This is a genomic window from Rhodanobacter fulvus Jip2, assembly GCF_000264315.1.
Lineage (GTDB): Bacteria > Pseudomonadota > Gammaproteobacteria > Xanthomonadales > Rhodanobacteraceae > Rhodanobacter > Rhodanobacter fulvus.
Window position 1 is genome coordinate 98,475 of sequence record NZ_AJXU01000029.1, and the last position, 13,349, is coordinate 111,823.

General features: G+C 63.2%; 10 protein-coding genes. 1 reads left to right on the forward strand and 9 read right to left on the reverse strand.

All coding sequences use genetic code 11. The annotated features are described in order from the left end of the window. The first annotated feature begins 133 nt into the window (after positions 1 to 133). Positions 134 to 814, forward strand: a complete 681-nt coding sequence (locus UU9_RS07615; protein ID WP_040670536.1) for a hypothetical protein — start codon at positions 134 to 136, stop codon at positions 812 to 814. 75 nt (positions 815 to 889) lie between these two features. Here UU9_RS07615 and UU9_RS07620 read toward each other — a convergent pair whose 3' ends face one another. The 9 genes from UU9_RS07620 to UU9_RS07660 all read right to left on the reverse strand — a co-directional run bounded on the left by UU9_RS07620 (position 890) and on the right by UU9_RS07660 (position 13,176). Continuing rightward, positions 890 to 2,185, reverse strand: a complete 1,296-nt coding sequence (locus UU9_RS07620) for a citrate synthase (protein WP_007081158.1) — start codon at positions 2,183 to 2,185, stop codon at positions 890 to 892. 260 nt (positions 2,186 to 2,445) lie between these two features. Then, entirely contained in the window at positions 2,446 to 2,700 is a 255-nt protein-coding gene (locus UU9_RS07625) for a type B 50S ribosomal protein L31 (RefSeq protein WP_007081159.1), read from the reverse strand. A 155-nt stretch (positions 2,701 to 2,855) separates the two neighbouring features. Beyond that, positions 2,856 to 3,551, reverse strand: a complete 696-nt coding sequence (locus UU9_RS17295; RefSeq protein WP_156804229.1) for a hypothetical protein — start codon at positions 3,549 to 3,551, stop codon at positions 2,856 to 2,858. Positions 3,552 to 3,594: 43 nt separating this feature from the next. Then, on the reverse strand, positions 3,595 to 4,515 hold the full coding sequence (locus UU9_RS07635; protein WP_156804230.1) for a hypothetical protein: 921 nt from the start codon (positions 4,513 to 4,515) through the stop codon (positions 3,595 to 3,597). A 303-nt stretch (positions 4,516 to 4,818) separates the two neighbouring features. Beyond that, positions 4,819 to 8,508 carry a tubulin-like doman-containing protein gene (locus UU9_RS07640; RefSeq protein ID WP_007081163.1) on the reverse strand — a complete coding sequence of 1,230 codons (3,690 nt, stop codon included), beginning with the start codon at positions 8,506 to 8,508 and terminating at the stop codon, positions 4,819 to 4,821. Positions 8,509 to 8,538: 30 nt separating this feature from the next. Further along, complete coding sequence (locus UU9_RS07645) at positions 8,539 to 8,982, reverse strand: hypothetical protein (protein WP_040670516.1); 444 nt, start codon at positions 8,980 to 8,982, stop codon at positions 8,539 to 8,541. Between the two features lie 53 nt (positions 8,983 to 9,035). Further along, positions 9,036 to 10,523 (reverse strand): hypothetical protein, encoded by a 1,488-nt coding sequence (locus tag UU9_RS07650; protein WP_007081165.1) that lies wholly within the window; start codon positions 10,521 to 10,523, stop codon positions 9,036 to 9,038. Next, positions 10,520 to 11,863 carry a hypothetical protein gene (locus tag UU9_RS07655; RefSeq protein ID WP_156804231.1) on the reverse strand — a complete coding sequence of 448 codons (1,344 nt, stop codon included), beginning with the start codon at positions 11,861 to 11,863 and terminating at the stop codon, positions 10,520 to 10,522. Before UU9_RS07655 ends, UU9_RS07650 begins: the two co-directional genes overlap by 4 nt. A gap of 377 nt (positions 11,864 to 12,240) precedes the next feature. Further along, entirely contained in the window at positions 12,241 to 13,176 is a 936-nt protein-coding gene (locus UU9_RS07660; protein ID WP_040670518.1) for a nucleoside hydrolase, read from the reverse strand. Positions 13,177 to 13,349: the final 173 nt, after the last annotated feature.

Sequence of the window (13,349 nt, forward strand, 5' to 3'; positions counted from 1 at the left end):
CGATTCAACCCGACACGCGGCGGTGGTACGGTAGTTTCGCCAGCGAGCGCGGCGGCGCACCACCGGCGCACGCGGCACGAACGAGCAGCGCGAACGAGCGGATGGAGCCGTCCACCACGCAACGGAGATGAGCATGACCCGAGGCGACCATCACCGCATTCATGCGCATGACCGCCTGCAGCGCAGCCGCCTGCTGGTTGCCCAGGAAGCAGCGCGGTTGATGAGCGAGCACGGCATCCGGGATTTCCATCGCGCCAAGACCAAGGCGGCCGAGCGACTGGGCATCCTGGAAACCCAGGCGCTGCCGCGCAACCAGGAAATCGAGCAGGCGCTGCGCGAACGCCAGCGGCTGTTTCTGGCCGACAGTCAGCCGCAGTCGTTGCAACAGCGGCGCGAGGCGGCGGTCGAGGCGATGCGGTTCCTGGCGGCTTTCGAACCGCGGCTGGTAGGCGCCGTGCTGGAAGGCAGCGCCGACGAGCACTCGGCGGTTTGCCTGCACGTGTTCAGCGACGATCCCGACGCGGTGGCCCTGTTCCTGCACGACCACGGCGTCCCGGCCGAAACCCAGACCCGGCGGTTGCGCGTGACCCGAATCGACCAGGCCGAGTACCCGGTGTTGCTGTTCGCCGCCGACGGCTTGCCGTTCGACCTCACCGTATTGCCGCGCAACGCGCTGCGCCAGGCGCCGCTGGACCGCATCGACGAAAAGCCGATGCGCCGCGCCTCGCTGGCGGCAGTGGAAGCCTTGCTGTCCGGGGACGACGACGGCGACCCGTTGGAGCGCATGCTGACCAACGCCAGCCAGCGCCGGTAGGAGCGCGCCTCCTCACCGCCCAAACACAAACGCCCCGGCAAGCCGGGGCGTTTGCTCATGCGATGACGCAGTTACTCAGCGCTTGTCGACGCTCACGTAATCGCGCACGTCGGCGCCGGTGTAGATCTGGCGCGGACGACCGATACGCGATCCCGGGGTTTCGTGCTGCTCGATCCAGTGCGCGATCCAGCCGGCGGTGCGCGCGATGGCGAACATCACGGTGAACATCTCGGTGGGGATACCCAGCGCCTTGTAGATCAGGCCGGAGTAGAAATCCACGTTCGGGTACAGCTTGCGCTCGACGAAGTAGTCGTCCTTCAGCGCGGCTTCTTCCAGCTTCAGCGCCACATCCAGCAGCGGATCCTTGACGCCCAGTTCGGCCAGCACCTTGTGGCACATCTCGCGGATGATCTTGGCGCGCGGGTCGAAGTTCTTGTAGACGCGGTGGCCGAAACCCATCAGGCGGAAGCTGTCGTTCTTGTCCTTGGCGCGCAGGATCGCCGACTCGACGTTGTCCGGCGTGCCGATTTCCTCCAACTGCTTGAGTACCGCCTCGTTGGCGCCGCCATGCGCCGGACCCCACAGCGCGGTGATGCCGGCGGCGATCGACGCGTACGGATTGGCGCCGGTGGAACCGACCAGGCGCACAGTCGAGGTGGAGGCGTTCTGTTCGTGGTCGGCATGCAGGATGAACAGCAGGTCCAGCGCCTTGGCGGCGACCGGGCTCATCTGCAGCGGCTCGCTGGGCACCTCGAACATCATGTGCAGGAAGCGGTCGACGTACTCCAGGTTGTTGCGCGGATAGCGCAACGGCCAGCCGATCGAGTAGCGATAACAGGCGGCCGCGATGGTCGGCATTTTCGCGATCAGGCGGATCGCCGCCATCTTGCGGTCGACCGGGTCATCGACATTCAGATCGTCGTGGTAGAACGCCGACAGCGACGCTATCGACGCGGCCAGCATCGCCATCGGATGGGCGTCGTGATGGAAGCCCTGGAAAAAATTCTTCAGCGACTCGTGCATCATCGTGTGATGCGAGACGTCGTGCTCGAACTTGTCGAAATCGGCCGCGTTGGGCAGTTCGCCATTGAGCAGCAGGTAGGCCACCTCGAGGAAGCTGGAGTTCGCCGCCAGCTGTTCGATCGGGTAGCCGCGATACAGCAGCACGCCCTGGTCGCCGTCGATGTAGGTGATCGCACTCTTGGTGCTGGCGGTGCTGGCGAAGCCCGGATCGAACGTGAAGTGCCCGGTGTCCTTGTACAGCGTGCCGATGTCGATGCAAGCGGGACCCAGCGTGCCATTGATCAACGGCAACTCGCTGCTGCGCTGATTCGATTCATCCAGCAGTTTGACGATCTTGGGAGTGGACACGGAAACCTCCTTCACAAACGTTCATCGCGAGGGCGAGCCGCAAAGCGACGCCTTTCAGCGGGGGAATGGTGGGCATCGCCTGGGATACGCATGCGATGCGGCAGACGCGGGGGCGTCAGGAAAAGCGCCATTATCGCACAACGATCCACGCACATCCGCAGGCGAACGGGGGAACGACGCGCACAAAAAAACACGGGGCGAGTCGATGCTCGCCCCGTGCCCGGCCTGACGAGTTGCCCATGTCGGCAACTCCGGCGGCATTACTCTTTGACGGTGCCCGCGTAGCGGCGACGGAACTTGTCGACGCGGCCGCCAACGTCCAGCGACTTCTGCTTGCCGGTGTAGAACGGGTGCGAGTGGCTGGAGATATCCACTTTGACGAGCGGATACTCGTTGCCGTCCTCCCACTTGATGGTTTCCTTGCTGGAAATGGTCGACTTGGTCAGGAAGGCAAAGTCGGACGACAGATCCTGGAACACCACCGGGGTGTAGTTCGGATGGATATCGGGCTTCATGGCGTGCTCAAAGCGGCGGAAGAAAAGAGCGGCATTGTAATAGGAAATCCGATATGGACGCAAGTAAGCGGCTCTGGAAACCGGATTGATCCGGCCTCGCCCATGGCCATCTATTTGGGAAACACCACTTTGCACACTGGAGCTGGCATTGCGCTTCAGCGCGAGACAACGCGATAGGGCGAGCCGTTGTAATCGACGACGAGTTGCAGCTGCTCACCACTTTGCGCAGCCACTTGGCCGTTGACCAGCAGTTCGGTACGCACGTTGTAGATGCCTTGCGATACGCCCTTCGGGAAGGCGAACGCAAAACTGTTCTCGTAACCGCCACCGGCCGTCGATTGCACGTCCTTGCGCACGCGCTGGAATTCCTTGCCGTTGGTGTCGAGCAACACGAGCTCTTCGCGCACGGAAGAAACGTGTTGTTGCGTGCCGTCGACGATCTTGAGGTTCGAACGGATTTCGACATTTTCCCCGGCCATCACCCGTGTGCCCGGTTCAATGCTGGTTTCGTAAGCGGTGACCGTGGGTACGGCCGGCAATGTATCGGCGTGCTGGCGACGGTACTCGGCTTCGACCGTGGCCGCGTCATGAGTCTGTCGCGAGCGGGCATTGACCGCCATGCAGGCCAGCGCGCCGACAGCCGCTCCAGCCATCGCTCCCTTGACTGCCATCGCGCTGTTCTTCGTGGCACCGAGCGCGCCTCCCACGAGGGCTCCGATAGCGGCACTCATTCCGGGGTTGCACTTGACCACGCCATGCGAGCCAGCAGCTCCACCGGTGGTGGCGCAGCCCGACATCGCCGTCGCCACAGCGAGGGTCAATGCGAGCGAGCAAACAGACGAAGACTTCATGACGGGATCCTGATTGGGTTCTGGGAAAAGACTGTGATGGAAATCAACGGATATTCATGCCCTGCAAGGCCTCGCGTTCACCGTCCTCGGCCTCGCGCAACAGGGCTTGCGCCGACCGGTTCCCTGGCGAAAGACGCAACGCGCTCTTGGCTGCACTCTTGGCCTCGGCGTAATTCTTGCGCTGCAATGCACGGCGTCCATCGCCAACGAGATCATCAAAAACGCTGTCAACTCGCACGGGGGCTTGCACAGGGGCTCGCGGCGTCCGCGTGACCGGCGGCTGCGTGACGACAACCGAGGTGACTGCGGGAGTGGAGTGGCTGACAGCCAGTGCTAGTCGAGCCTTGGCAAGGCTGCTGCGCAGCCCCTCTGCGCCGCTCACTTGTGCGTCGCTGCGCAGGGCGCGGGCGAGCATCGCATCGGCACCGTCCAGGTCGCCCGCATTTAGCCGGCCAAACCCGTCATTGACTGCCGTAGTCGCCAGCTCTATCTGGCGGGCACCGCGCTCGACAAGTCTGGTAATGGCCGGCTGGCTCGCACAGCCTCTCGGCGCCTTGACTACCCGGCCAGACACGTCACGTGGATGGCCGCTGCTGAGTGCCTTGAGCAGATTCTTCTCGAGCGCAACGCAGGCGGCAACTTGTGCCTTCAGGTGGCCCAACTGGGTTTCCAGTACTTCGACCGCCCCGCTTTGCTCTACGCCGCATACGCTCCGCACCCGGTCAATGCCGGACTCGGCCGCCACCGCGTCGCCGGCGGCAAGAGCAAGACGAGCCTCCGTCATGAGTGCATGGCACTGCGCGATAGCAACTGGCGATTCGTCGCGGCCATGTGGACGCAACCAGAAGAACGCGCCAGCCAATACCAACAGGCCGACAAGTATCGGCGACCAACGGCGGCGACTCTGCGCACCGACTGCCACGGGCGGAGACAAGTGCTGTTCCGCGGCGATCGGTGATTCCATGGATGGTGCCGGCGGCATGACCGGCGACGCCTCCGGAGGCGTGACGACAGGCACGATCGGGGGAGGCTCAGGCAGTTCTGCGGGCGCTGGCGCCACGGTCGGTGTAACCGCTACGGATACATGGGAAGCAGCAGCATCCGCCTTGCGCTCGCGCATGGCATCCGCTCCAGCTGCGGCGGTTGTCTGCACCATTCCGCAGAACGGGCAACAAGCCACCGGCGCTTGTAGCTGGCGGCCACAAGCGGGTTCCGCGCACGCATGGGGCTGCCAGCCCGGGTCGTCGGCCTTGCTACTTGCCATCGATCAATCCAGCGGCGGTGGAACAGCAACAGCGGCCGGAACAAGTTCCGTGCACTGCGCAAGCACCAGCCAGGCGGGGAACCCCTCACGCCAGACCTTCGTGACAGTCGGGTTGAGCTGCCCCGCCTGCAGCATGGATTGCACTTGCGAAGCAGGGTAAGGACCGTAGGTTTGACCATTTACTCCCACGTGGTACTGATGTTCCGTCAGCAGCGGCGGCATGCCGGGAATGCCGGGCAACGGCGGCGTGCCAGGAATACCTGGTGCCAGCGTGGCCGGCGATGCTGCTGTCGCTGTCCGGCCCAAGAGCTGCTGGATCAACGCCGACGTGTCCGCACCGCGGCGCATGGCGAACTTGAGCCGCGGATGCGTCGGATCCATCGGGCCGCGGACTTCCCATGCATAAGCGTCGCTGTCGGACTCGGGGATCGGTTCGGCCCACTGACGCAAGACATCGTCGTCGACCAGGCGCTCCGTGGCACGTTCCAGCTCAGCCCGCACGGCGCCCTTTCGCAACGCAAGTTCCTCGAGCTTGCGTTGCGCTTCGGTTGCGATCGCGCTTGCGAAACCCACGCGCACATCTTCGGCACCGGTGTCGAGCGCGATGAGCTGCGCGGTGTACACGGCCGATGCGTAGTAACCCGCCAGTGCCATCAGCGCGGTGCATTGTGCGGCATCGAGCTCGTCCAACGCCTGATTCACGCGCTCGACGATGGCCTCGCGGTAGTTCGCAGGGAGGCCGTTCAGGCGGATCGCGCGCTCGTTGCCGATACGGCGCACGTCACCCCGCGCCACGGCGAACTGGTACTGGCCTGAGGGTGTGGCGCGCTGCTTGCTGCGCTCCAGGACACCGAGCATGACAGCGAGCAGGAAGTGGCGGAAATCGTCTGCCAGTCGGTTCAGTTCGTCCATGCTCGGCGCGAGCGGGTGCGAGAACAGCGTGACATCAAGATGGGTGTGCGCAGGAATGCGCTCACTCTCCTTGCGGTAACTCGTGCGCCATGCCTCGAGCCCTCGCAACACGGTGAGTGGGATGCCCGAAAGCTCGGTGTAGCACACCGCCCGCCCTGGCACGCCGGTCTCGACGATACCGATCTGTGCCGCGGTGATGCCGATCCCTGCCGGCAAGGCACTTACCAGCTCGGGCTCGAAACGACGCCGGAAATCATCCGCGTGCCCCACGCCAATGAAGCATTTGTACTGGTCGGCGGCCGGCGTGAACTCGCGGGCGAGGTTCGCATCAATCCACGGCATGGCACGCTGCAGCAGCTCGGAGAACAGACGCGCCCGCTCAACCGGCGTTCGCTGCTCGAGTGCCTCGATCAAAGGCTCCTGGTCGTCGACCTCCCCGCTTCCCGTCAGGGCGATTTGGCGCTCGGCCATGCGCACGACCTTGCGCAACAGTTTCGGCTGTTCGTCGGGATCGGAAAGCATCGGGAACAACGTGCTCGAGCCGCCCAGATCCTTGAATGCCTCATCGGCCCATTCGCGCAGCGTGGTGGCCGGGGGCATGGTGAAGGGCGCTTCCGTGGCTTCGAGCGGAATCAGAGTCGCGTGTTCGCCACGCAAATCGTTCCGCAAGATCGTCACATGCCTGTCGAGGTTGAACAGCATCGTCTTCACCGCCTCGCGGCCGGCTTGGAATTCTCCCACCAGGCCGCTCCAGACTGACTGACCGTTGGCGTCCACCGTGCTCCTTTCACCGAGCCAGCGCGACAGCTCGCGCATGAGCAGCGCCGCCTCGCGCGCCGCCTTTGCGCGCAGGTGGAACTTCAGGCCGTTCGCGATCTCGGTCGTGAGTTGCTCCATCACCAATCGCGCCTGGCGCTCGCCGCCGCCGAACAGACCCCCAAGCACGCCGCCGTTCGTCTCCTCGAGATTGTGCATGAGACGCTCGTACTCGTGCGTCCGCACAGCTTCCTTGATCTCCTCGTAACGCGCGGCGTTCTGGTCGAGCACGGCACAGATGCCGGTCTCGGGATTCTCCAACCGGTCCTTGATCTGCTCGACCAGCGAAAGCACGTATCCGAGGCCGCCGTAATCCCGATTGTCGAGGTAGGCGAAGAGCTGATCGCGAACGACCTTGCGGACTTGGCCGAGGATCTCCCGTCTGCGACGGGCGATACGATCCTCGGTGGTATCGGCAGCAGAATCCTGGTCACGCATCACGTCGCGCTCGAGTTGCTGCACGCGCTCGCGAATCTGGACCGGCCACTCCTCACGATTGAAACTGGATTTGATCTCCTCGAGCCGCGTGCTGACGCGTTGTTGCACGCCGGCAACGAGCGCACCCTGGCGATCCTGCAGCAGATCCTCGACCACGAAGTACTCAAGGAACTCGCCACGCGAGCGCTTCAGTTCCACCTGACGGGAGGAGAATTCCGGAAAATCGCTGAAAGGTACAGGCTTGAGATACAAGTGCGCCGCCATGAATTCGTCGCGCTTCTTGTCAGTTGCGCGGTTGGCATCTGCATTACCTCCGGCGACACCGAAGAACGCCTTGAGCATGGCGCCAGCCAACGTGTGCGCGCGCTCATCGCGGCGGAATGCAAGCCGGGTATCGAGCACGGCCTGACCGAACGCGGAGAACGAGCGGGAAAAGTTGAGCTTCATGTCGCCGAAACGCCCTGCCGGTACCGGCGGGCTGAACGGGAGGATCTTGTGTTGCTGTTGGTTGACCGCGATCGAACGCTTGCGGTTGGCAAAGTCAGCCGAAGCGAAATCCTCGAACAGAGCGTCAGCCACCATGTGGTAGACGTCGTTCATCTCGCTGGTGTTTTGCCGCGCGAGGTTGCCCGAATCGACGAGATAAACCTCGCTGTAGGGCTTTTTCGACAGTGCCGGGCGGTCGTAGGCGTCCCAGCGTTCGACATAATGCGAATCGCCGAGCATCGCGGTTTCCAGTTCCATCAGCGCGGCATATCCGTTCGCTTCAGTGCGATCCTTGTTGGCCTTCGCGAAACCGCTGGGAAGAAACAGCATGAGTTCGACGTCGGCGCTGCCGAATTCTTCGCGCGCCAGCCAGCTCGCGAGCCAACCCATGTCGAGGAACGAACCCGAACCGGTACCGCCGGCAACCGAGCCCACCACCACCACTCGCACCTTGCTCTGATCGAGTTCGAGGCCGAGCTGTTTCAACTGGGCATCACGCGTCAACCCGGCCTTGAGCGCCTTGATCTTGAGCCGAACCTTGTCGCGGATCTTCGGGTACTTGTCGAAGAAGTACAGGCGCGACAGGGCGCGAATCTGGCCGGCACCCTTGGAAGGGTCAATCTTGAGGTCGCGGATCTTCGCCGGGTTGAGCGGCAGCCAGCTCTGGATATGCGGATAGCGCGAGAGTGTATCGTCGTCACGACTGTATTTTTCGATATCGAAGCTCTCGATGAGTTTTTCATCATCGGTGAACTTCAACAGGTCGTGCTGCAAGTCGCCCTTCTGCGACTTGCCCGACTCGATCAACGCACCCTGGTCGAGGTCGAACTGGATGAACTGTGCCACGGGGAAATCGGCAAGGCTCTCCACCCGGACGCCATCGCGCCAGAGCGTGTTGAGAATGCGTCGGCGCACGCGCAGCAGCACTTCCATGCCGGTGCCGCCAACGGCAACAAATAACGTCGGCCGCAACTTGACCGTTTTTTCGCTCTTCTTCGCTGCGCTGGGAGCGGAAAGGTTCTCGGATTGCGTATCAGCCATCACAAAACTCCATGGGACAAGGGTTGGCGCTCAGCGCCGGCTGGATACGACCATGAGAATGAGCGCCACCACGGCAACGCCCCCCAGGGGCGCGATGGTCAGTGGAGCGAGAAACTTGATCGGGTTGATCGCGGCCAGCACCACGGCCGTCGCGAGACTGCCGAGAAACACGAACAACCACCAGCCGGCCGCGTTGGCCTTCGCCGGCGCGACGCGCTTGCGCACCAGCATGTTCGCGTAGCCGGCACGGGCAAAAAAGAAGCCGATCAAGAGCGCAAGCAGGATCACCCCGCCAACCAGCATATCGCGCGGTGACGTCGATGAAATACCGAGATTTGGCGGCAACGAGATAGCCGCTTGCTGGGTCGTGGCCGCGCCAGCCGCTGGCGCCGCCGTGGCATTTGGCGCTTGGTTGCTACCGGGTGGAGGCAGAACAAAGCCGCCATCATTCTTTTCCTGCTTCTGGTCACTCATCGCGTACTCCGATCTGAAACGGAAGAAATGTGAAGTTGAGGGAAAACCATCATTCAAGGCTTGCGCACAGACACCGCGTGGCCCGGGACGGTGTCGATCACCCGCGGCGCACCCAGACCGCGCTTGATACGTCCCGCATAGACGCCATCCGGATCATTCAAATTCAACGTCGCAAAGGCTTTCAGCCCCACCTTGCGCGAGTAGCCATCGATCATGATCTCGAACCGCGCCGTACGCCCGGCCAACCAGGTGAGGCATGCAATTGCAACGATGAGCAAAAGGATCGCGCTCATCAGCAAGACGACCGGCAAGAGCGGGTACCGCACGCGGAACAAGACGGGCACCTCGGCAGTGGATGCCTCGATCGCTTGCGGTGGCACGAACACATCCGCCAGCGGGTCACCGGGGAAAAGCCGTGCGAGGTTGCTTCGAAATGCATCGGCAATACGCAATTGCTGGTGATCGAGCGTGATCTCTACTCGTGCGGGGACGAGAACCTCCTTGCCCATTGCCTTGATCGCGGCGAATGACCACGGCGAGGGAATGTGTTCCTGCGGTACTGGCAAATCCAATGTGACTTCGGCTTCCGCGCCCGGCGCCAGGCTGGTAATGGCCTGAGGAAGAACTGTCACAGCAAATTTGTTGTCGCCGGCGATGAGCCTCGCGCCGACGTCGGCACTGGTGATCTGGTAGGGATAGAAGAGGTTCTCGAGCGCGGCCGTAAGCCCGATCCGGGTCACCTCGTCCGAGGCGCCGATGTCGAACACCAGCGTGCGCCCGTCGGTGGCGAGCATAGCCGTCACGTTTGCCGAATTGCTCACTCCGCGCGGCACGATGCGCACGGCATCGCGATCCAGCGGTTTCAATCGCGCGGGTGCTGTAGTGAACACGCGGCGCAGCGTGCCGTCGTTCACCATTTGCTCCAACCGCGCAGCGGCCGGCTCGCCATAGGCAAGCGCGTAAACCATCATGCCGCTCGCACTGTAGTGCGCCCCCCTGACCCGCATCCGCAACGGAAACGCCAAGCTACGCGTGATGGAAGGATCCAGGTGAACGAGCTGATAGAACTCGAGGTTGCGCTTGGCGGTGTCCGGGTCATTGCCCGGGCTGTTGCGGTTGTTGGTGAAAATCCACAGGATGCCGGGCTTGGCCTGGAATGGACCCGTGATGGTGGCCAGGATCGCCTCGCGAAAATCGGTATCGGCTAGCGCTCCGGAAGCCTTCCGCGCGGGCTGGAGCGGGCCGAGAACACGGGCAACCTGCGCAGGATCGCCGCCGTTGTAGAGCAATTTCGGCGACACATTGCCTTGCCCTCCCTGGTTGAAGGCAGCGACTGTCAGGCGGTCGCCGGGGCGGCTTACGGTGGCCACCACTGCGCTGACCAATGGCTTGAACTGCGAACCTGGATCCGCGTAGAACGGCTCCATCCAACCCGAATTTTGCACCAGAAAAGCCTGCTGCATCGGTTCCGCACGAGCAATGAAGGGGGCGATGCCAAGAACCAGTGCGAACACCAGGGCAACCAGAAAATGCCTTGTCACGCGACAAGCTCCCAACCGACGATCTGCTTGAGTTCCGGATGCCAGAACCAGAGTTTGTGGTCATGCACGAATACGCGGCCAGTCCAGGGTTTGGGTACGTTCATTACGAACAGCCGTTGCTCAGCGACCCGGTCGCTCTGGATTTCCAGAACGGCACGCTGGCGTTCCTGGGAAAGAAGCACGGTTTCGAGGCCATCAGTGGTTTCCATGCGCAGGCCGATCGCGGCAGCGTCGACAACCGACTCGAGCAGAGGCACAAACAGAAACCGCGAATTTGCATCGCTTCCGTGCTCGGGGTCATCCCATGGCGCAAGTTTCATGCGCATCGAAAGCCGGTAATTGATCTGGCCGGTACACGCCCGCGGTGCCGAGGCGAGGCGAGGCTCGACTTCGCGGCCATCAAGCCGCAGGTAAGCGTAGGACCCATCCCCCTCGCTCCAGCACGTCTGCCAGAGCTGGCCATCACGCGAAAGATAGGGCGAGCCGAAATCAAACCTTGGCTCGATCCCCGCTGGCCAGAGCCGATACTCGGCAGAGAGTGAGCCATCGGCAGCAACTTCGAGCACAAGCTTGCCATGCACACCGGGCCAGATGATCTGGCGGGCTACGCATGTTGGTGCCGCGAAGGATTCCTCGCCAACCGTGCCGTCAACGGCGACCACCTGCCCAGCGCTACCACTCGAAGGGTCGGCCTCTTGCAGGTGCAACTGCCCGGACGGGCTACGCAGAACCGCCCAGATCCCGTTGCGCCAACGGATCGGAGCACCGCAGCAGGCGCCGCCGCCCGCGTAACCGACGCGGTAACCAAGCCGGAGCAGGTCCAGTTGCACACATGCAAGGCCGTGACTGGTGGGAAGGAATAGCCGCGACGTGGTGTCCCCGTCATGCGCTTTTTCACAGCGCCAGGCAGTGGGCGGCAAAGTGGATCCGGCAAGTAACCCGGCGTTGAGCTGTTCGAGTAACGCCCACTGGCCGCTCGTTGGCTGCCACCACTTGAGCATACTTTGCCCGGGATCAAGCGCGATGAGCTCCATCGAACCGCTCGCCGAGGGCAGGACAAGAAATTCATATTGCCCGGCTGACGGCGACAGCAAGCCGGAATCCGGATCGGAGGTTTCATCACGTTCGCCTCGATCTGCCAGAGCGAGGGCCACGGTGGTGCACTGCAGACCGCGAACGGTGCGATCGTCATCTCCACCAAACGGAGGCACCCACGGTGCGGCATGCGACGGCGTGAACGCCGCCAACGCTTGGCCGTTGTCCGGATCAAATGCGAATTCGGGAGGGTAATCCAAACCATCGAGATGACGGGCACCAGCGAGGCGCGAGGATTCAGCCACCCCAAGCTGCGGTGGGACAGGCCCACCATCAGGGCCATTCACGAGATGATATGAGGCACCTGGCGCGGCTCGCGTCCACCGCCCTGATGGCAAATCCCACGTGCCCCCTGTCTTGCGCGCCGATTCTTCCACACGTACACCTTCTCAACCGCTCTATCCATCCGTGGTGACGTGCCCTGCCACCCTGTCGTTATTCAATCGCGTGCGGTCCAGATATCAGCACTCACTTCTGTGACGTGCCCCTCAACATCATAGTCTGATACTACCGTCGTGACGCTGCGGCATCGCGGCCTGTTGGCGCCGTTCTTGATGTTACTGGATTGGCTTATCGGCCAGGAAACCCAAAACTTGAGGCGCCGTCGGGCACGCCGCAATCGTCAGGCAGCAAGGCCCAGCGCACGTCGAACCATGGCGGAAAAACGGACCTGATCCACTTCCAGCACGATCCGGGCATTGGCCAGCCCGCCTAGTCGTCCGGTCCAGTCCACCACGGTGGCGCCGCGGGTGAGCCGGCCATCGAGTTCCACCGCGACGGTGCGCTTTTCGCTGCGAATGACGATCGTGGGATCGATCGCCACCGCCATCGCCAGTGCATCGGCGACGATGATGCCGCGTCGATCGTGCTTGCGATTGAACGCTCGCGCGGTACCTGCGATACGGCCGTAGAAATCGGCGCGGTGATCGCCCGCCCGCAACCATGCGTCGAATGTCTCTTCGTCAAAGGCGTGGCGCAAGGTCGCCTCCCAGTCGACCAGGTCGAACGACGGAAACGCCTCGAACACCACATGCGCCGCCTCCGGATCGAAACCGATATTGAACTCGGCCGGGATGTTGCCGGTATTGCCGTGGCCGGTGACCGCGCCGCCCATCACCACCAGCCGCGCCACACGTTGCGGCAGCGTGGGATCGAGTCGCAAGGCCAGCGCCAGGTTGGTCAGCGGCGCCAGCGCCACCAGGGTCAGTTCGCCGGGCCGCTCGCGGGTAAGCCGAAGCAGGGCCTGCGCGGCGGGCTCATCGGCCACGACGGCCTTCGGTGCGGGAAAACCGATGTCGCCGAAACCATCCTCGCCGTGCACGAAGGCGGCATCCTCCGCCGGCGCGCGCACCAGCGGCGTGGCGCAGCCGGCAAACACCGGCGTGGCGCTGCCCAGCAGATCGACCAGAGTGCACGCATTGCGTACGGTATGCGCCAGGCCGACATTGCCGGCGGCGATGCTGAGCCCGGCGATGTCGGCATCGGCGTGCGCCATCAGGATCGCCAGCGCATCGTCCACGCCAGGGTCGGTATCGATCAGCAGTTGCGGTCGGGTCATGGGTGGCTTCATGAGGGGATTTCACAGTGTAGTGGGTGGTGATTTGGGGTGGATCAAGAGCGCCCCCATCCGCCTTCGGCACCTTCCCCCGCAAGCGGGGGAAGGAGCAAGTCGTGGCGTAGCTGGAAGGTGGGGCAGAGCGTCGTACCGCTTTCCTTCCCCCGCCTGCGGGG

Bases quoted from the DNA above. Each gene is read 5' to 3' on its own strand.
- UU9_RS07660 (WP_040670518.1), bottom strand. From the start codon at position 13,176: ATGACCCGACCGCAACTGCTGATCGATACCGACCCTGGCGTGGACGAT.
- UU9_RS17295 (WP_156804229.1), bottom strand. From the start codon at position 3,551: ATGAAGTCTTCGTCTGTTTGCTCGCTCGCATTGACCCTCGCTGTGGCG.
- UU9_RS07645 (WP_040670516.1), bottom strand. From the start codon at position 8,982: ATGAGTGACCAGAAGCAGGAAAAGAATGATGGCGGCTTTGTTCTGCCT.
- UU9_RS07615 (WP_040670536.1), top strand. From the start codon at position 134: ATGACCCGAGGCGACCATCACCGCATTCATGCGCATGACCGCCTGCAG.
- UU9_RS07625 (WP_007081159.1), bottom strand. From the start codon at position 2,700: ATGAAGCCCGATATCCATCCGAACTACACCCCGGTGGTGTTCCAGGAT.
- UU9_RS07635 (WP_156804230.1), bottom strand. From the start codon at position 4,515: ATGGAATCACCGATCGCCGCGGAACAGCACTTGTCTCCGCCCGTGGCA.
- UU9_RS07640 (WP_007081163.1), bottom strand. From the start codon at position 8,508: ATGGCTGATACGCAATCCGAGAACCTTTCCGCTCCCAGCGCAGCGAAG.